This is a genomic window from Nonomuraea endophytica (assembly GCF_014203235.1).
GTDB classification, from domain to species: Bacteria; Actinomycetota; Actinomycetes; order Streptosporangiales; family Streptosporangiaceae; genus Nonomuraea; species Nonomuraea endophytica.
On record NZ_JACHIN010000003.1, the window covers coordinates 564,673 to 583,306 of the forward strand.

The following is an 18,634-nucleotide window of genomic DNA, read 5'->3' on the forward strand; positions in this document are numbered from 1 at the left end:
ACGCCGCCTCTCCATCCCTCAGGTCGGTCAGCCGGTCGACTCGGGCTCGGCCGACGGCGAGACCACGCTGCCGTCGTCCGCGTTGATCTTTACCTTGGCCTTGGTGCCGTCGGCGGCGCTGACGTCGGCCTCCCAGACCACCGTGCCGTTGTCGCGGTCGAGGGACAGCTCGGTGATCTTGCCGTCCGGGTACTCGGCGGCGACCTTCTCGGCGGCGTCGGTGTAGGTGGTCTTGGCCGCCTCGGCGCGCGCCTTGTGCTTGGCCTTCTCCGCCTCGTCGTCGGCCTCCGCCGAGGGCGTGCCGACGACCTTCCAGGTCATGGCGTCGACCCGGACCTTGCTCTCGGCGCCGTCCGCGCCGATGACGGTGACCTTCCACACGCCGTTGTCGGAGTCCAGGCCGGTGACCGTGCCTTCCACGGCGGCCAGCGCGGCCTCGCCCGCCTTCTTGATGTCGTCGGCGCCGACTCCGGCGCTCGGCGAGCCCATGTCGCTGGGATCGGCCGGCGGTGTGGCCGGGCTCTGGACGGCGAGGCCGGCGGTGTTCTGGGCGCCACCGGAACCGCAGGCCGTGATCGTGAACAGCGCGGCGGCGAACGCGGCCGCGCGGATAGCGTGCTTCTTAGTGTTTTCCCCCATGACGTGCACGCTGCCCCGAATATCTCCTAGGCATTCCCGCAGGTCAGTAGATCATGAAGGCATACGGCCGGGCCCGCAGTGCTCCGGATATGCCACGATAGGTCCCGAAATAGGCGACGGCGGACAGAGGAAGCCGGTGTGAATCCGGCGCGGTCCCGCCACTGTGATCGGCGAGCGAGTCCCGACGAAGCCACTGCCCCCGCGGGCGGGAAGGCCGGGGTGAGCGTTGACCCGAGAGCCAGGAGACTCACGCGGTCGCCACCTCACGACCTTGGGGCGGATCTCCCCATGAGAGGAACGGTGGACGGCATGCCCATCCCCGCGAGCCCGCGCGCGCTCGTAGCCCTTCTCGTCACCTCGGCCCTGGTGGCCGGCTGTGCGAGCACCCCCGCGCCCGCCGCCGAGCAGCCGGCCGGAGCCCCCGCCGGATTCCCCCTCACCGTCGTCAGCTGCGGCGTGAGCACCACCTACGAACGGCCGCCCCGCCGGGCCGTCGCGCTCAACCAGCACGCCACCGAGATCATGCTCGCGCTCGGGCTGGAGAAGTCGATGGTGGGCACCGCCTACCTCGATGACGCGATCTTGCCCGAGTACAAAGCCGCGTATGACCGGATCAAGGTGCTGGCCAAGGAGTACCCTTCCTTCGAGGCGCTGCTCTCGGCCGAGCCGGACTTCGTCTACGGCGGCTTCGAGAGCGCCTTCGACGCCAAGGAGGGCCGCGGCAGGGACGTGCTGGCAAGGTCCGGCATCGACACCCACGTCAACTCCGAGGAATGCCCGAACGGCCCGGTCACCGCGGCCCAAGCCGAGGAGGAGATCCGCACCATCGGCCGCGTCTTCGGCGTCGGCGAGCGCGCCGAGCAGCAGGCCGGCGCCATGCGCACCGTCCTGGACGGCGTGAAGAAGAGGCTCGGCGACGTCGACCCGGCCAAGGTGTTCGTCTACGACTCCGGCGACAAGACCGCCTTCACCGCGGGCGGCGCCGGCATCGGCAATGAGATGATCAAGCTGGCCGGCGGCGCCAACCTCTTCGCCGACCTGCCCAAGGCGTGGGGAAACGTCTCCTTCGAGCAGGTCGCCGAACGCGCGCCCGAGATCATCGTCATCTACGACTACGGCCAGACCACGGTCGAAGCCAAGAAGAAGTTCCTGCTGGCCAGCCCGGCGCTCAAGGACGTGCCCGCGATCAAGAAGCAGCGTTTCGCCGTGCTGCCCCTGTCGTCGGCCGTGCTCGGCGTGCGGGTGCCCGCCGGGGTGGAGGCGCTGGCCCGGCAGATCCATCCGGACCGGTTCAAGTGACGCAGGCGGTGCGGCGTGCGCCGTACCCGCTGATCCTCGTCGTGCTCGCCGCGCTGCTGCTGCTGGCCGCGACGGCGGGCGTCGCGGCGGGGTCGGTCGGCCTGCCGTTCGGCGAGGTCTGGTCGATCCTGCTGCACCGGCTCCGGCTGCCGCTCGGCGAGCCCACCTGGCCGGCCGTCCGCGAGACGATCGTCATGGACGTACGGCTGCCGCGCGTGCTGCTCTGCGCGGTCGTGGGCGCCGGGCTGTCGGTCTGCGGCATGGCCCTGCAGGCGCTGGTGCGCAACCCGCTGGCCGACCCGATGCTGCTCGGCGTCTCCTCCGGCGGCACCGTCGGCGCGGTCGCCGTGATGGTGCTCAACCTGTCGGTCTTCGGCGCCCTCACGCTGCCCCTGGCCGCCTTCGCCGGCGCCCTTCTCGCGCTCTTCCTCGTGTACGGCCTGGCCAGGGCCGGCGGCCGGATGACCACGATCCGGCTGGTGCTGGCCGGAGTCGCCACGGCCGAGGTGCTGTCGGCCGTGGCCAGCTTCCTCATCGTCACCTCCAACGACCCGCACAAGGCCGACTCGGCGCTGCGCTGGATGCTGGGCGGCCTGGCCGGCACCACCTGGGACCTGCTCTGGATCCCGGCGGCCGCGGTCCTGCTCGGCACCGCCGTGCTGCTGGGCGTCAGCCGTCCGCTCAACCTGCTGCTGGCGGGGGAGGAGGCCGCCGCCGCCCTCGGCCTCGACGTGCACCGCTTCCGCGGCGCGATGTTCGTGCTGGTGGCGCTGATGATCGGGGCGATCGTCGCGGTCAGCGGGTCGATCGGGTTCGTCGGGCTGATGCTGCCGCACATGGTCAGGCTGCTGGTCGGCGCCGACCACCGGCGGGCGCTGCCGGCCGCCGCGCTGATGGGCGCGGCCTTCCTGATCGCCGCCGACCTCGCCGCCCGCAGCCTCATCGCCCCCGAGGAGATCCCGATCGGCATCCTGACCGCGGTGACGGGCGGCCCGTTCTTCCTGTGGCTCATGCGGAGAAAGGCGGCCCGATGACCCCCGGTGAGCTGCGCGCCGAGAGCGTGAGCGTCGTGGTGAACGGGCGGGCCCTGGTCAGCGAGGTCAGCCTGGGCGCCGCGCCGGGGGAGGTCGTCGCGCTCGTGGGCCCGAACGGCGCGGGCAAGTCCACCCTCCTGCGTACCTTCTACCGGGCCATGCGGCCCACCTCCGGCCGGGTGCTCCTGGACGGGCACGACATCTGGCGCATGCCGGCCAAACGGCTGGCCCGTACGCTGGCCGCCGTGCTGCAGGAGGCGCCGGGTTCCTTCGAGCTGACCGTGCACGACGTGGTCGCCATGGCGCGGACGCCGTACAAGAAGCCCTTCGAGGGCGACGACGACTCCGACCGGCGCATCGTGCTGGGCGCGCTGACCGAGCTGGACGTCGCCGACCTGGCCGAGGCCCCCTTCGACCGGCTGTCGGGCGGGGAGAAGCAGCGCGTGCTCATCGCCCGCGCGCTCGCCCAGCAGCCGGGCACGATGATCCTCGACGAGCCCACCAACCACCTCGACCTGCGCCACCAGCTCGACGCCCTGCGGCTGGTGCGGCGGCTGGGCGTCACCGCCGTGGTCGCGCTGCACGACCTCAACCTCGCCGCCGCCTTCTGCGCGCGCATCTGCGTGATGGACGGCGGGCGGCTCGTCGCCGACGGCCCGCCCGCCGAAGTCCTCACCGAGGACCTGCTGGCCGAGGTCTACCGGGTCAAGGCCGAGATCCGCCCCCACCCACGCACCGGCATCCCACAGGTGAGCGTCCCCGGCGACTAACCCAGACCCTGCCCCGCGCCCTGGCTTGGTGACTGGCCGAGCAGGGCCCTGTGCCCTGGCTCGGTTACCGGCCGAGCAGGGCTCGGGCCCGGGTCGCCAGTGAGGTCATGCCGCTGGGGAGCGCGGTCTTCAGGACCTGCTCCACCAGGGGCGCCGCCTCCTCCGGCCGGCCCTCCAGCACCAGCGCCCTGGCCTGGTCGTAGCGGAGCCTGGCCAGCTGTGGGCCGACGCCGCCGGTGAACTCCCGCGCCGTCCGCAACCGGCTCAGGGCCAGGTCGCGATCGCCCGCGGCCATCGCCGCCACCGCGCCGAACCGGGCCGCCGGGCCCATCAGCACCGTCGGCCACCCGGCCAGCGCGATCTCCCGCTCGTGCGGGGTGAACAGCTCCGACACCCGCGCGGCCAGCGCCGTCAGCTCGCTGCCGCCCGCCCCGGCCTCGTGCAGGTTCCCGCACGACTCGGCCAGCAGGCTCAGCGTCGGCACCCGCCAGCCCTGCGGCGGGAACGCCGCGAAGCCCCGGGTGTCGTCGGCCAGCTCGGTGAACCCGTCCATGGCCTCGCCGTACCGGCCGGTCTCGGTGTGCGCCAGCACCAGCGCGGCCCGCCAGATCGGGAAGTAGCCGTGCTGCTCCACCCGGCCGGCCAGGTCGGAACGCAGCAGCACCTCCAACTCGCCGCGCTCGCGCAGCAGCCAGTAGACCTGGCCGTCCCAGGTCTGGCGCAGCGTGCCGGCGGGCAGCACCCGGGCCTCCTCCAGCTCCTTGACCGAGCGCTCCGCCTCGCCGAACAGCCGGGCCGCCGCCTCGTCGAACCGGCCCCGCCACAGGTCCATCAGCGTGTCGAGCGCGGTCTGCAGCCACTCGCCCAGGACCCGCGGGTGGTCGGCGATATGACCGCGGTGCCGTTCCACCAGGGCGGCGGCGGGCTGCAGCGCGCCCAGCCGCATCTGGTCGATGGCCAGCGCCACCAGGGCCTCGCTGTGGAAGTAGGCCGAGCCCGCACGGATGCCCGCGTCGTGCAGGGACTTGGAGATGCCCAGCAGCTCGGCCGGCGGCGCGAAGTCGTACAGGCCCCAGCGGCACTCGTTGAGCACCTCGCAGCGCACCTCGGGCGGGCAGCCGGGACGGAGTTCGGCCAGAGTACGGCGGGCCAGCTCCGGTCCGTCCAGCCACTCCCCGGCGACCGTGCCGGGGCCGACCGCCATCGTCGCCTTGTGCGCCAGGTGCGCGCTGAGCTGGGAACGCAGGTCGGCGGCCTCCTCCTCGTCGTCGTCAGCCAGCGCCTCCATGGCGTCCTGCAGCAGGCGCAGCAACTGCTCGTCGACCTGTCCCGGGTCCGTCCAGCGCCTGGCCAGCAGGACAGCGGCGGTCGCGCGCAGCCGGGGCAGCTCCACGGCCGTGTCGTGGGCGTCGCGGTAATGGACGCCGGCCGTGTGCATGTCGCCCTGGGCGTTGCGGACGTCGCCCAGCGTCATGAGAAGGCCGAACCTGGTGACCGGGCCGCTGGGCAGGCGTATGCCGTACTCGGCCCAGGAACGCGCGGAGCTGACGCCGAAGGCGGCGAGCTCGGCGCGCGCGGCGGTCAGGCAGGCGGTGGCCACCTGCTCGTCGGGCACGTCGGGGCGGGCTGCGCGGGCGTGCACGGCCATGCGCACGGGAAGGTCGGCGGTCACCCGTTCGGCCGTGCGCAGGTGCTCACCGAGCACCTCGAACGCCCTTTTGTGCAGCCTCCTGGCCAGGGCCGGGTCCTCCTCCAGCGTGGCCAGGACCTCCTCGCGCCACAGCTCGTAGCGGAAGCGCACGCCGCTGTGCGCCTCGACCGCGCGCTGCTTGACGGCCTCGGCCTGCTGCCTGTCGGCCTCGGCCGGCTCCAGCCCGAGCACGGCGGCGACCAGCGCGGTGTCGATCTCGCCGCCGCCGCAGGTGATCGCCGCCGCCGCCAGCCACGGAAGCAGCGAACCCGGCCGCCGGCCGAAGCCGGGTAACACCGACAGCTCGCCCTCGGAGTCGCGTACCTCGCACAACCGCTGCGGCAGCCCGCCCGTCAGCCGGAACGCCTCGGCGACTTCCCGCTCGGACGGCTCGCGCCCCCAGACGGCGGCCAGCCACGCGGCCACGTCCAGCGGGCTCAGCGGACCCACGGTCACCGGCGACGCCGGGGCCTCCCGCCACGGTCCCTCCGGCCGTCCGGCCAGCACGAAGCCCACGGCCGCCTCGCCGAGCCCGCGGCGCACCTCGACCAGCAGGTCGCAGGCCGCGCGGCTGAGCAGCTCCGAGTTGTCGAAGGCGACGATCAGCCCGCCGCCCCTGGCCGCCCAGCGCAGCAGGCCGGACAGGAGCGACAGCAGCCGCTGACGGAAGTCCTCCAGGCCCGTGGGCGCGGCGGAGCCGGGCATGGCCGAGATGAAATCGACGAGCGTGCGGTGGTCGGCGGGGGCCAGCGGGTTGTCGCCCGTGCCCAGGTCACGCTGGAGGCGCGCGTACAACATGCCGGCCAGCGAGCGCCACGGCTGGAGTTCGCCACTGTCCTGGCAGCTCACCACCACCGCGCGCGGACGGCTGGCGGCCGTGCGCGCGGTCAGCTCGGTCAGCAGCCTGCTCTTGCCCGCGCCCGGCACGCCCCGCACGGCCAGCAGCCCCGGCAGGCCGGTTCGCAGCGCGAGCAGGGCGGCGAGATGCTCCTGCCTGCCGACCAGTTCGCCGGGCACCTCGGGCGCCCGGGTCTCGGCGCGGGTGCCGTCCGGCGGCCGGTGCACGTCCACGCCGTGCTCGTGCAGCAACAACAGCGAGAACGCCCGGTCCACGGCCTCGTCGCGCGGGTGCCGATCCTCCAGGAGGCTCTCCGCCGCAGCCGCGCCCTCGTCGCGCAGCGTGCGCATGAAGCGCAGCAGCCAGACCGCGGGCAGGCCGTCGTGTCCCTCACCCACCGGCCCGGCCAGCAGCGCGGCGACCTCGTCGTAGCGGGCCAGGCGCAGCGCGGTCTGGGCGAGGTTGCGCACGAGGTCCAGGCGCAGCCGTTCCAGCCTGCGCGCGTGGCGCGCGCACGCCTCCGGAAGACCTTCCCGCCACGACGCGTACGGCCGGCCGCGCCACTCCCCGGCCGCCTTCGCCAGTACGGCCAGCGCCCGCGCGTCCTGCCCGGCCCCGAGCCCGCGCAGGCCCTCCTTGACCGCGCGCTCGAAGCGGTGGGCGTCGACGACCTCGGACACGTCGCCGTCGAGCACGTACTCGTTGGAGCCCCGCTTGGAGCTGATCACCAGCCCTGCCCGCGCGAGGGTCGGGCGGAACCTGGACACCAGCGGCGCGATGCCCTCGCTCAGCGGCGCCTTGCCCTCCTCCCACAGGGCGTCCGTGAGGATGTCCCGCGAGACGGACCGTCCCGCCGCGATGAGCAGGGTGAGGAGTCTCGCGGTCTTGCCCGGCACTTGCTGCGGGCGCCCGTCCACGATCACTTCTGTACGGCCAAGCACCCGAATCTCAAACGTCACAGCGTCTCCACCCATCAATGCAAGATCATTGCAATGAGCGGCCCGCACAGTAGTAAACACGGCGATCGATGAAGTTTCTACCTATTGCGGGAGGTGTTTGCTGGTGTCACCGCCGACGCATTTCTCGGCAGAGCAACTAGGGCGCATAAAAGCGGATGTTCTGCATAAATACGATAAAGAGGCGGCTAAGCCGCTTTCTGTGGTCATCATGGGGCAGACCGGAGCGGGCAAGTCCTCGCTGCTCAATGTCCTCTTCGGTGCCGACCTCCCGACCGGTGACATCCGTCCGGTCACCAAGGCGCCAGAAGCCATTCATCTTGCCGGAAAATCCGGCCATTCCCTTACTTTCTGGGATATGCCGGGAATAGGGGAATCGGTCGGCGCTGACGTCGATTATATGGCGATGTATAGGGAGAAACTCATCGGGTGTGACGTCGTCATCTGGGCCCTGCACTCCGACAACCGATCCACCACCTACGAAGCGTCCTGTCTGCGCCGCCTCCTGGACGGGACAGAGGGGGCCGCCCTTGCGAACAAGCTCACGTTCGTGATGACCAAGGTGGACATCCTCACGCCGCCGTCCTGGATCTTCGCCCTGCACCGCGACGGCGGCGTCTTCGCCCCCGGCGCCCGGCTGGCCGACAAGCTGGCCGCCAAGGCCCTGCACTACGAGGAAGTGTTCGTCCGGCCGTGGGCGCACGCGCTCGTCTCCACCACCTACAACCCCGGCGGCTTCGCCCTCGGCGACGACCGTCTCAGCTACGACGACTACACCATCCGCTACCGCGGCTACGTCAGCGCCGAGGTGTGCCAGAACTACCAGCGCCGCTACCCGGCCGAGGCCGAGGTGTTCGGCCGGCTGCGCGACAACCACCGCGTACTGGCCTGCTCGGCGCTGTTCCGCTTCAACCTGGCCCAGCTCATGGTGGCCGTGGTCAACAAGCTCGGCCCCGGCGCCACCGCCCGCTTCCGCCGCCTGCTCGGCGAGGCCGAACGGCTGGCGGAAGTGCCCGTCGACACCATGCGCGGCCTCGGCAACTTCCTCATCTGGGACGGCGCCCGCAAACTGCTCGACCTGTCCGACCCGACTCTTCCCCCGAAGCTCTGAGAGGAGCGCCGATCCATGGCGACCATCAGCGACGACGACATCCTGTACGCGGTCAACCAGCGCAGCAGACAGGACTCCGAATACCGCCGCCAGCTCGACAAGGCCATCAAGCGCAAGGACGAGGACGACATCGCACGGCTCGTCCGCAAGGCCGTCAAGAAGATCCTCGGCATCCTCGTGGACGTCACCTTCGACATCATCGAGCGCATCCTGGGGCGGTGGTGACCCGATGCGGAAGCGGCGCAAGAGCGGCGACTCCCGCGTCCTGTCCGCGGTCGTGCTGGTCCTGGGCTGGTTGATCACCACGCCGACGGCGACCTCCGCCCCGACCTCGACCTTCGTAGCGGCCCCCGCCCCCGCGCTGGCCTCCACGCCGCTCTACCGGGTGGGCGGCATCGGCTGTGACGGCCACCCGCACCAGGAGCGGGCCGGGACCGTCACCCTCACCCGCGACGGCGGCTCACTCAAGGTCGACGTCGAGGTCACCGACACCCTCTACCCGTCGCGCACCTTCACCGTCGAGGCATGGGAGGAGGCGCCGGGCTGCTACCCCGACAACGCGCTCCGAGTGCCCGGCGCGGGCCTGAGCACGAACTCCTCCGGCTCCGGCTCGACCTCCTTCACGCTGCCACTGCCCTGGAGCCAGCTCTTCCCCGACGGCAGCACCGTCGTGCTGGGCGACGGCCAGGGCACCGAGAGCCTCGTCATCGTCCTGGACAGGGACAACTCGACCGGTGCCGGTGACAGCTACGCGGCGGGGCCCATCCGGCTCGACCCCGGAGGCAAGGCGCACGCCGACTTCACCACCACGCCGGAGGAGTCGGGCACCGACATCAGGTTCGACGCCTCGGCCAGCACCGTGCCCGACGGCGCCACCGCACGTTATCGCTGGGACTTCGACAACGACGGCGCGTACGACGAGGAAAGCATCACCCCCGTGGTGCGCCACAGCTACCCCGACAGCGCGGAACGGCAGGCCACCCTCACCGTCGTCCCCAGCCAGGGCGCCCCCGACACCGTCACCAAGGCCGTGGCCGTGCCCGCCGACACCGTCGTCGTCCTGTTACGCGGCATCGAGGCGTTCGGCGTCACCCCCAAGGAGAGCGCCTACAAGCTGGTCACCGAGGCCGCCGCCTTCCGCGACCTGCTCAACCGGCTCGGCTGCACCGACCTGGCCGAGGTCGACAACGTCACCAAGCGCTGCAACACCACCAACCGGGCACGGCTGCACTGGTCCCCGTACTCCTACCGCGGCCCGAACGGCCAGGCCGCCCCCCTCACCTACGGCGGCGCCGACACCTGGCCCGCGCTGAGCACCACCTCCGCCCACCTGGACCGCCAGATCAGGGAGATCGACCGCAAGCACCCCGGCGCCAACGTGGTGCTGGTGGGCTTCAGCGAAGGCGGCACCGTCGCGAGCCGCTGGGGCGCCGACACCTCGAACACCTCCACGCCCATCGTGACCATCGACTCCCCGCTCTACGGCTTCTGGCCGGAGGACCGCGGCAGCGTCTGGCCCGAGGACATCCTCAACTACTGCGGCGCCTCCGTCCCCGCCAACAAGGTCGCCGCGCCCGGTCCCGACTGGACGTTCTCCCAGGTCTGCGCCCGCTGGAACCAGTTCGGCTTCCGCAGCCCCGTCTCCTACGACTGGCGGGCCGGCCGCTCGTTCGGCGAGGCCGGTCAACTGTCCAGGGCGGTGCCGTTGCAGCTCTTCAACGCCACCAACCTCAACGACCTGGTCGCCCCGCCGTGGTGGGCCCTTTCCCCGCTCGCCGACGGCAACCGGATCACCACCTGCTCCAGCCTCGCCGACGGCCACCACAGCTGCGCCCTGCACGACGCGGGCGTCCTGACCGCCGCCAAGGGCGTCGTGGACGCCGCCGTCACAGCCGCCAAGCATCGCGAACGGCCCGGCCTCGCCCAGACCAGGGCCGGCTGGGGCGCCGGCCTCGGCCCGCAATGGTTCGACGGCCACACCACCACCGTCACCGCCCTGGGCGGCCTCGGCAGAATCGTCTCCGTAGGCCACTTCGGCACCGGCGACGCCTCCGCTGCCGGCCGCCTGACCTGCACCTGGACCCGCAGCACCCCCGCCCAGACCGCCCAGTTGCCCGTCACAGACTGGTCCGCCCGCTCCTACGTGGTCTTCTGGCACCCGCCGGGCGTCAACATCCTGTTCCGCAGCCGGGTCCGCGTGCTCCCGTACGGCAACGGCGACACCTACACCGCCGACGTCACCGCCAACGACTCCACCCTCCTCCTAACCCCCAACCCCTGCCGCCCCTGACCCGCTCTCACCCCTGCCCCCCAACCTCGACCGCCCTGCAACCCTCTGACCCGCCGACTCCGCCCCTGCCATCCCCTGACCCCGTCCCTGCCACCCCTGACCCGCTCTCACCCCTGCCCCCCAACCTCGACCGCCCTGCAGCCCTCTGACCCGCCGACTCCGCCCCTGCCATCCCCTGACCCCGCCCCTGCCACCCCTGCCCAGGCCACCATCTCCGGGAGTCCCCTGCACCCCCGGCCGAGCCGGGCAACCCCCGACAACCTCGGACACGTCGGGGGTTGCCCGGCTCGGGGGAGACCACCAGGCAGCCCCGCGGCCTCGCCGGGGTGATGTGGGTGCGGGAGCAGTCGGATGGTGGGGTGAAGCGGGCAAACCCGTATGACGTCCCGGATCCGCACCTGGGGGCCCGGGACGTCATAGCCTTGGGCGCACAGCCGAGCGGAGGTGCGGGGTTGGGGCGTAGGCCGACGATCGACCGGGACGAGCTGGCGAGGCTCGTCGCGCAGGGACTCAGCGTGGCGGAGCTGGCCGGGCATTTCGGGGTCAGCGAGTCCGGGGTGTTGCAGGCCAAGCGTTCGGCGGGGCTGGTGAAGGGGCTGCTCGACCACAAGGCGGCCCTGCCGTGGAAGGTGGCGCGCGAGCACACCCAGTCGGGCCCCGCCACGAACCTGCGGAACCTGTCAGCGGCAGCCCAGGGCAGAGCGCCCCAGCCGGAGCGGCTCAACACCGCCCTGCGCTGGGCGCAGCGGCTCGTGGACAACGACCTGGACGTCGCCTATGACCCGGCGGGAGGGTTCAGGGAGGTGCCGGTCGCCGGGGTCTCGCATGTCGCCGCCGTGCTCGCCGCCGCCAGACAGGCTCTGGCCCGGGAATAAACCCTCTCATTCAGGGCAGCCGAAGGTCTCAACCAAAGAGACCGGAGGCGATGAGAGATGACCGCCGAGACGTGGATCTGGGTGGCCGTTGTCGTGATCGTCCTGGCGGCTGTCGCCGTCGTGGGTTACGTGGCACTGCAACAGCAACGGCGGAGCAAGCTCCGCTCGCGGTTCGGCCCGGAATATGAGCGCATCATGTCCGAACACGAGACCCGGCGCGAAGCCGAGCAGGACATGATCGCACGTGAGCAGCGGCATGCCGAGCTGGACATCCGGCCGCTCACCAACGAATCCCGCGACGCCTACGCCAGGCGCTGGACCGAGGTGCAGGAACGCTTCGTGGACGCGCCGGGCTTCGCCGTAACTGAGGCCGACCAGCTGGTCACCGCGGTGATGGCCGAGCGCGGCTACCCGACGGATGACTACGGGCAGCGGCTGGCCGACCTGTCGGTCGCGCACGCCGCGACGCTCGACCACTACCGGCAGGCTCACCAGATCAGCGGACGCGCCGCCCACAAGGAGGCCTCGACCGAGGAGCTCCGCCAGGCGATGGTGCACTACCGCGCGCTGTTCGAGGAGCTGCTGGAGGAGACGACCCGGGAAGGGCGACGAGATGGCTGACCACGACCGCCGCGAGGACGAACTGCTCGTCCCCGCCCCGCGCGACGACGACAAAGCATCCAACGACATCCACAACGACGACATCAAGAACGACCACACCACAACCAACGACATCGCGAACGACCACACCGGAACCGACGACATCGCGAACGACCACACCAGAACCGACGACACCCGCGACGACTACGACACCAGGGCCGTGTACGACACGCAGCCCTCGGCCTCTCCGGTGGAAGCGACCCCGGAACACGAGGCCGACCGGACCCGCGAGCCCTACACCCTGCCGGCCGACGACAGGGTGCCGCCGGCGCCGCCGTACCCCACAGCCGTGGAGACGGCGCCGGGGAGCGGCCAGGAGTTCGGGGACGGCGCGTACACCGGCGGCGGCGAGATCGCCGATCGCTGGCGTGACGTCCAGGCGGGCTTCGTGGACGACCCCAGGGCCGCCGTGGAGCGTGCCGACGACCTGCTGGAAGAGCTCCTGCGGGACGTCACCCGTCAGGCCGGCGAGATGCGCGAGAGCTGGAAGAGCCAGCAGGACACCGAACAGCTCCGCCTGGCTCTGCGCGAGTACCGGTCCGTCATGGAGCGCCTGATGGCGTTCTCAGAGAGGAAGTGACCCCCCATGCTGGCGATCGTCTCAGCGATCATTTTCGGCCTAGGCTTCCTGCTCGACCTGCTGAACACCAGGATCGCGGGCGGAATCTCCGGGACCACGTTCATGCTGCTCGGCCTGTGCCTGCTCGCCCTTCACCAGGCCGGCGTCGGCACGGCCAGCATCCGCAAGAGCTACGGGTCCTGGCGGGGCCGCAGCAGGCGATGACCCTCGAAAGCGACCTCCCGCCGCTACAAGGCGGCGGGAGAACGGCAGGAAGGCGTCACGCTTTCCCGGTGAAGCGGAGAATGACCGTCGTCCCCTCTTCCTCGGGATGAAACTGCACGCCGGCCGACAGAAGCCGCGCCACCCACAGCCCCATGCCGCGGGTGGCGTTCGGTGCCGGACGGGTCCGGCCGTAGTCCTCGTCGGTCCAGGCGCCGTGGTCGTGGATCTCGATGACCAGGTCGCCGCCGTCGCTCCAGGAGCGTATGCGGGCGGTGGCCGAGCCGTGGGTGACGGCGTTGGTGGCGACCTCGTTGACGGCCAGCACCAGGTCGCCCGCCTCGTCGTCGTGCAGTCCTGCCTCGCGGGCCCGCGTCTCCGCGAAGAACCGGACCTCGGGCAGACCGCTGAGGGTGAACTCGAACCCGGACACGGGCGCGCCGGGAGGCGGGCCGGACGCCCTGGTGCGCGGGTCGGTGTCGCCGTTCACCCGATGGCCTGCCAATCAGCTGGTGAGGTCCTGGCGCAACTGGTCGAGGACCTTTCTGAGAATGCGGGAGACGTGCATCTGTGAGATGCCGAACTCCGTCGCGATCTCCGCCTGTGTGAGATTACCGAAGAAGCGCAGCAGCAGGATGTTCTTCTCGCGGTGCGGAAGCGCGTCGATCAGCGGCTTGACGGACTCGCTGTCGATGAGCTTGCTGACCGAGTCGTCCGTCTCGGGGATCACGTCGCCCAGCGAAGCGGCGTCGTCGTCGCTGCCGAGCGGCGCGTCGAGCGAGAGCGTGCTGTAGGCGGCGGAGGCGTCGAGCGTGAGCAGGACGTCCTCCTCGCTGATGTTCATCTTGGCCGCCAGCTCGGCGACCGTGGGCGAGCGCCCCAGGTCCTGGCTGAGTTCGGAGACCAGGCGGTTGAGCTCGGAACGGCGCTCCTGGTAGACGCGCGGGACCCGGATCGCCCAGGTGCGGTCGCGGAAGTGCCGCTTGACCTCGCCGGTCATCGTCACCACCGCGTAGCCCCTGAAGGCGTGGCCCAGCGTGGGATCGAAGCCGTTGACGGCCTTCATGAGGCCGACGTAGGCGGCTTGGAGGAGGTCCTCGATGGGCTCGCCCCGGTAGCGGTAGCGCCGGGCGATCTCCATGGCGAGCGGGCGGTGCATCTCGACGATGCGTTCGCGCAGCCGCTCCCTGACGCTGTCGGGGGTGTCCGGCGCGGTCGCCTCGGCCAAGAGCTGTTCGGTGGTCAGCTCTTCGAGGGCGTATTCCTTCACAGCCATTGCTGCTCCTTGGTCCAAGCCATGGAACGGCCATCCGCCCAAAAAGCAAAAAAGCCCAGGCAGAGGCACGCCTCACAGCGTTGCAGACGGAAGCCCTCTGCTGGACTTCGAGGATCATTATCCCCGCTTTCGCCGGAAGTATTCCACCTTTCTCAGGTGACAGTAAGGTTGCCTCGTGACACTGACCCTGACGTCTTCGCCGCAGGAAGGGCTGACGGTGATCCGGGTGGACGGCGTCCTCGACGCCACCACGCGCGATCAGTTCGCCGACTACCTGTCGGCCGCCGGCCCCGACCTTGTCCTGGACCTTTCCGGCGTCACGTTCATGGACTCGCGCGCGCTGGGCCTGATCGTGCACCAGTGGCAGACCAGCCTTGAGGCCAGTTCCCGCTTCGCGCTGATCGGCGTGCAATACAGCACCGCGAAGGTGATGTGGATCACCGGACTGGCGAGCCGGCTGCCGTTGTACGACACGCTGGAGGACGCCAAGCGCGCCCTCGCCTAGTTGTTGTTGCTGCTGTGCTCCTCCACCAGCAGTTTGGCCAGGTCCGCGACCTTGATCTGGTGGTGCTGGGAGATCCGGCGCAGCTCCTCGAACGCGGCCTCGGCCGAGCAGCCGCTCGACTTCATGATGATCCCCTTGGCCTGGTCGATGATCGCCCGGCCGGCCAGCGCCTCCTGCATCTGCGCGGCGTCGGTGCGGACCTGCTCGAAGTCCCACAGGTTGGCCATGGCCACGCGGACCTGCTCGGTCAGCATGCCGGCCAGGGCGTGGGCGTCGTGGCCCGGCAGGACGCCGGGCCGTACCGCATAGAGGACGACCACCAGCACGACCGGGTCGACCCTTATGGGCAGGGCCAGCACCGAGCGCACCCCCCAGCCGACCGCCAGCCCCGCGTACTCCGGCCAGCGGGGCTCGCGCAGCAGGTCGGGGGCGCTGACCGGGTTGCCGGTGCGCCGCGCCTCGACGCTCGGGCCCACGCCCAGCTCCCGCTCGCCCTCCACGAGGCTGATCAGCTCGCTGTGGGAGCTGGCGACGAGCACACGCTCGCCCTGCCACTGCTCGGCCGACCCGCCGGAGCAGCCGGGCACCCCCGCGGCGACCGCGTTGGTCAGCCCCCGCAGCACGCTCTCGGTGGAGTTCTCGTTGTCCAGACGCCCGAGAGCCGCAAGCTCGCGGGCCAGCACCATGGTGTCCATAACGAGTGGGACCCTTCCCTGTATGGCCGTCTTAATCCCTGATGGCGTAGCGTCGGCGTCATGACGACCCCGCTCGAACGTGCCCTCGACTCGCTGACGGAGCGGGTGTCGTCCCTCCGCACGGCCAGGACCGCCTACCCCGATCAGGCGGGTGAGACACTTGACGCCGCCCTCGCCGAGCTCGACACCGCGCTCGAGCTGCTGGCCGGGGCCCGCAAACAACTCCGCCAGGCGCCCAAGCAGGGGACCAAGGGCGGCGCGCAGCGTGAGCTCAAGCTCCTGCGGCAGGTGTTCCGCGTCTTCCCCGTCCCGGTGTTCGTCCTCGACGGCGGCGCGGTGATCAGGCGGATCAACGCCGAAACCTCCCGGGTGCTCGGCAGCCCCGACGGCTACCTGGTGGGGCGCTCGTTCCCGCTGCTGGTGGAGACCTCGCGCCGGGCGGCGTTCCGCTCGCATCTGACCTCCGTGCTCCAGACCGGGCAGTCTGCCACGTTCGAGACCCGGCTGAGCCACCAGGGCCGCGCGCACACCGTCCAGCTCGTGCTCACCAGGCTCACCCTGGCGGGCGAGCCGCAACCGCTGGTCGCCGCCGTCGCGCTGCCCACCGAGCTGCAGATTCAGGGGTACGGCGCCGCCGTCCCCGCGGCCGCCCGCCCCGACGCCGCCCTGCTCATGGCCGCGGCCCGCAGGCAGGAACTGCTGGCCGAGACCGCCCGCCTCCTGCTGGACGAGGAGAGCCTGAGCCAGCCGGTCGCCCTGGCCCGCGCCGCCAGGCTGCTGGCCGCCGACTGGGCCGACTGGGTGATCGCCGACGTGGTCCGCGACGGCGTGGCCCGCCGTACGACGGTGCTCGCGCCCAGGGACGAGCCCGTCGGCGAGCTGGCCCGCCAGGTGGAACGTGCCGACCCGCTGGCCGGTCCGCTGGTGGCCCAGGTGATGGATCAGGCGACCGGCGTCCTGCACGAGATGGTCGACGACGAGGCCGTGTTCGGCGCGCACGCCGGCGGCCCGCTGCTGACCGCGATGGGCGCCGTGTCGGTGATGTGCGTGCCGATCGGCCCGGGGGAGGGGGCGCTGACGCTGATCAGGACCCACAACCGGGCGCCGTTCACGCTCGGCGACCTCGGCCTGATGGAGCAGATCGGCGTCCAGCTCGGGCTGGCCGTACGGGCCCAGCGGAGCTTCCAGAGCAGCTCGCGGGCGGCCGACGCGCTCACCGCGAGCGTGGTGCCGCGCACGATCCCCGAGACGCCCGGCTTCGAGGCGGCGGCGATCTACCACCAGGGCGCGTCGGTCGGCGCCGAGTTCTACGACGTCTTCCCGGTCTCCACCGGCTGGGGCTTCGCGCTCGGCGGCGCGGCGGGCAAGGGTGAGGAGGCCGCGTCGGTCAGCGCCATGGTCAAGGGCGGGCTGCGCGTGCTCAGCGTGTGGGAGAAGGACCCCGACCAGGTGGTCAGGCGGGTCAACGAGGCCATGGTGGCGCAGGGCGGCGGGATGTTCGTGATGGCGCTGGCCGGCTTCGTGAACGGCCGCCGCCTGACGCTGTCCTCGGCGGGTCACCATCCGGCGGCGCTGGTCTCGGCCGACGGCGCGGTCCGCTTCGTCTCGGGGGGCGGGGTGCCGCTCGGCATCTCGCCGGTGGCCGAGACCGCGAGCGAGGAGCTGACGATGGCCTCGGGGGAGACGCTGGTGCTCTACTCCGACGGGCTGGTCTCCTCCAGGAACGAGCGCGGCGAGCCGTACGGGGAGGAACGGCTGGCCGACGTGCTCGGCCGGCACGCGGGCCGCCCGCCCGCGACGGTGGCCAAGGCGATCGAGGACGACCGGCACGCCTTCTCCGGCGGCCAGGTGTGGGACGAGATCGTGATTCTGGCCTTCCGACCTGCATAGGTTTGCGTTCGGGGCGAAACAGGGTAAACATAGGGACGTAGATCGCGTGCCTAAGACGCAGGCACACCTTTAACGCGCTATCGCTGAGGTGTGCCATGAAACTCGCCATCGTCGCTCCGACCACCGGCAACCAGCGTCGTCATATTCTCGCCGTCGCCCGTGAGCTCGGACACGACCACCAGGTCACCATCTACTCCCGACGCACCAGCGCCGAGCCCAAGCAGCGCACGCGGCTCACGCAGGGCGTCACCATCGAGCACATCGACGCCGGACCGGCCAGGGACCTGCCCGCCGACGAGGTCGTCTCCTATCTGCCCGAGCTGGGCCGCTACCTGATGCGCAGCTGGAGCGCCGAGCGGCCCGACGTCATCCACGCCCACTCCTGGACCACGGGCCTGGCCGCTGTGGCCGGTTCGGAGGGAATGGGCGTGCCGGTGACGCAGACGCTGCGCCCGTCCGGGACCACGCACCTGAAGCTGGAGCAGGCGCTCGGCCGCCGCGCCAGCGCCGTCATCACCGGGTCCGGTGACGAGGAGTCGGCGCTCATACGGCTGGGCGTGCCGCGCCGCAGCATCGCGGTGATCCCCGCGGGTGTCGACGTCAGCAGGTTCCGCCGTCTGGGCGCGGTCGCCGCCCGCGGCACCCGCAAGCGCATCCTGCATGTCGGATCGCTGACGCCCGGCATGGGCGCCCACACCGCCGTGCGCGCGCTGACCGCGCTCCTCGACGTCGAACTCGTCATCGCCGGCGGCCCCGACCCCGCGGACCTGGACACCGACCGCGAGGCGCGCCGCCTGACCGACCTGGCCGCCGGCCTGGGCGTCGGCGACCGGGTGCGCCTGCTCGGCCGGGTGCCTCGCGCGCAGGTGCCGCGCCTGATGCGCAGCGCCGACGCGGTGGTCACGCTGCCGCGCGAGGTGCCCAGCGGCGTCGTCGCCCTGGAGGCCATGGCCTGCGGCGTCCCCGTGATCGCCTCGGCCGTCGGCGCCCACCTCGACTCGGTGGTGGACGGCGTCACCGGCATGCTGGTCCCGCCGGACCGCCCCGCCCGTACCGCGCGGCTGGCCCGCACGCTGCTGACGGACATCACGCTGCGCACGGCGCTCGGCTACGCGGGCGCCGACCGCGTCCGTTCCCGCTACTCGTGGGAACGCATCGCGCAGGAGCTCCTGCGGGTCTACGAGGACGCTCTCGTCCGCTCATGATCACTCAGAGGTACGGCGGCGCCGCCCGGAGATCCCGGCGGCGCCGTCCGCATGTTCCGGGCCGACCGAAATGCGAGCTTAACGGCCCCCGCGATGGCGATTGTCCACGTCAGGTGGGAT

18 protein-coding genes and 1 riboswitch are annotated in these 18,634 nt (G+C 71.5%); of the genes, 13 read left to right on the forward strand and 5 right to left on the reverse strand.

The genetic code is table 11. From position 1 onward, the window contains the following. Positions 1-27: 27 nt before the first annotated feature. A complete protein-coding gene (locus HNR40_RS14550) occupies positions 28-639 on the reverse strand; it encodes a PepSY domain-containing protein (protein ID WP_184961299.1) in 612 nt (203 codons plus the stop codon). A gap of 82 nt (positions 640-721) precedes the next feature. After that, positions 722-909: riboswitch (cobalamin riboswitch) on the forward strand. Positions 910-927: 18 nt separating this feature from the next. Here HNR40_RS14550 and HNR40_RS14555 point away from each other — a divergent pair. Genes HNR40_RS14555 through HNR40_RS14565 form a run of 3 tightly spaced genes read left to right on the forward strand, consistent with a single transcriptional unit; the run spans position 928 to position 3,742 of the window. Next, complete coding sequence (locus HNR40_RS14555) at positions 928-1,938, forward strand: ABC transporter substrate-binding protein (RefSeq protein WP_246509039.1); 1,011 nt, start codon at positions 928-930, stop codon at positions 1,936-1,938. Then, a complete protein-coding gene (locus HNR40_RS14560) occupies positions 1,935-2,972 on the forward strand; it encodes a FecCD family ABC transporter permease (RefSeq protein ID WP_184961301.1) in 1,038 nt (345 codons plus the stop codon). Before HNR40_RS14555 ends, HNR40_RS14560 begins: the two co-directional genes overlap by 4 nt. Then, on the forward strand, positions 2,969-3,742 hold the full coding sequence (locus tag HNR40_RS14565) for an ABC transporter ATP-binding protein (protein ID WP_184961302.1): 774 nt from the start codon (positions 2,969-2,971) through the stop codon (positions 3,740-3,742). The genes HNR40_RS14560 and HNR40_RS14565 overlap by 4 nt, the downstream gene beginning before the upstream one ends. Positions 3,743-3,806: 64 nt before the next feature. Here HNR40_RS14565 and HNR40_RS14570 read toward each other — a convergent pair whose 3' ends face one another. Then, the gene (locus tag HNR40_RS14570) at positions 3,807-7,229 is read right to left on the reverse strand and encodes an AAA family ATPase (RefSeq protein ID WP_184961304.1); all 3,423 of its coding nucleotides are present in this window, start codon (positions 7,227-7,229) and stop codon (positions 3,807-3,809) included. A 208-nt stretch (positions 7,230-7,437) separates the two neighbouring features. Here HNR40_RS14570 and HNR40_RS14575 point away from each other — a divergent pair, with 208 nt between their 5' ends. From HNR40_RS14575 to HNR40_RS14605, 7 genes are all read left to right on the forward strand, one after another. Further along, complete coding sequence (locus HNR40_RS14575) at positions 7,438-8,337, forward strand: GTPase family protein (protein ID WP_184961306.1); 900 nt, start codon at positions 7,438-7,440, stop codon at positions 8,335-8,337. Between the two features lie 15 nt (positions 8,338-8,352). Then, entirely contained in the window at positions 8,353-8,562 is a 210-nt protein-coding gene (locus tag HNR40_RS14580; protein ID WP_184961307.1) for a hypothetical protein, read from the forward strand. Between the two features lie 4 nt (positions 8,563-8,566). Then, positions 8,567-10,627, forward strand: a complete 2,061-nt coding sequence (locus HNR40_RS14585) for a PKD domain-containing protein (protein WP_184961309.1) — start codon at positions 8,567-8,569, stop codon at positions 10,625-10,627. Positions 10,628-11,079: 452 nt separating this feature from the next. After that, the gene (locus HNR40_RS14590; protein WP_184961311.1) at positions 11,080-11,502 is read left to right on the forward strand and encodes a helix-turn-helix domain-containing protein; all 423 of its coding nucleotides are present in this window, start codon (positions 11,080-11,082) and stop codon (positions 11,500-11,502) included. A gap of 57 nt (positions 11,503-11,559) precedes the next feature. Then, complete coding sequence (locus HNR40_RS14595; protein WP_184961313.1) at positions 11,560-12,123, forward strand: hypothetical protein; 564 nt, start codon at positions 11,560-11,562, stop codon at positions 12,121-12,123. Beyond that, entirely contained in the window at positions 12,116-12,742 is a 627-nt protein-coding gene (locus HNR40_RS14600) for a hypothetical protein (RefSeq protein ID WP_184961314.1), read from the forward strand. Before HNR40_RS14595 ends, HNR40_RS14600 begins: the two co-directional genes overlap by 8 nt. A 6-nt stretch (positions 12,743-12,748) precedes the next feature. Continuing rightward, the gene (locus HNR40_RS14605; RefSeq protein WP_184961316.1) at positions 12,749-12,946 is read left to right on the forward strand and encodes a hypothetical protein; all 198 of its coding nucleotides are present in this window, start codon (positions 12,749-12,751) and stop codon (positions 12,944-12,946) included. Positions 12,947-13,001: 55 nt separating this feature from the next. Here HNR40_RS14605 and HNR40_RS14610 read toward each other — a convergent pair whose 3' ends face one another. Next, positions 13,002-13,433, reverse strand: coding sequence for an ATP-binding protein (locus HNR40_RS14610; protein WP_184961318.1), 432 nt, complete (start codon positions 13,431-13,433; stop codon positions 13,002-13,004). Between the two features lie 15 nt (positions 13,434-13,448). Then, positions 13,449-14,219 carry a SigB/SigF/SigG family RNA polymerase sigma factor gene (locus HNR40_RS14615; RefSeq protein ID WP_184961320.1) on the reverse strand — a complete coding sequence of 257 codons (771 nt, stop codon included), beginning with the start codon at positions 14,217-14,219 and terminating at the stop codon, positions 13,449-13,451. A 175-nt stretch (positions 14,220-14,394) separates the two neighbouring features. Between HNR40_RS14615 and HNR40_RS14620 the strand changes: the two genes are divergently transcribed. Beyond that, entirely contained in the window at positions 14,395-14,724 is a 330-nt protein-coding gene (locus HNR40_RS14620) for an anti-sigma factor antagonist (RefSeq protein ID WP_184961322.1), read from the forward strand. Here HNR40_RS14620 and HNR40_RS14625 read toward each other — a convergent pair. After that, on the reverse strand, positions 14,721-15,419 hold the full coding sequence (locus HNR40_RS14625) for an ANTAR domain-containing response regulator (protein ID WP_184961324.1): 699 nt from the start codon (positions 15,417-15,419) through the stop codon (positions 14,721-14,723). The genes HNR40_RS14620 and HNR40_RS14625 overlap by 4 nt on opposite strands. Before the next feature lie 60 nt (positions 15,420-15,479). Here HNR40_RS14625 and HNR40_RS14630 point away from each other — a divergent pair, with 60 nt between their 5' ends. Beyond that, on the forward strand, positions 15,480-17,309 hold the full coding sequence (locus tag HNR40_RS14630; protein ID WP_184961326.1) for a SpoIIE family protein phosphatase: 1,830 nt from the start codon (positions 15,480-15,482) through the stop codon (positions 17,307-17,309). Positions 17,310-17,404: 95 nt separating this feature from the next. Then, positions 17,405-18,514, forward strand: a complete 1,110-nt coding sequence (locus tag HNR40_RS14635) for a glycosyltransferase (RefSeq protein ID WP_184961328.1) — start codon at positions 17,405-17,407, stop codon at positions 18,512-18,514. Positions 18,515-18,634: the final 120 nt, after the last annotated feature.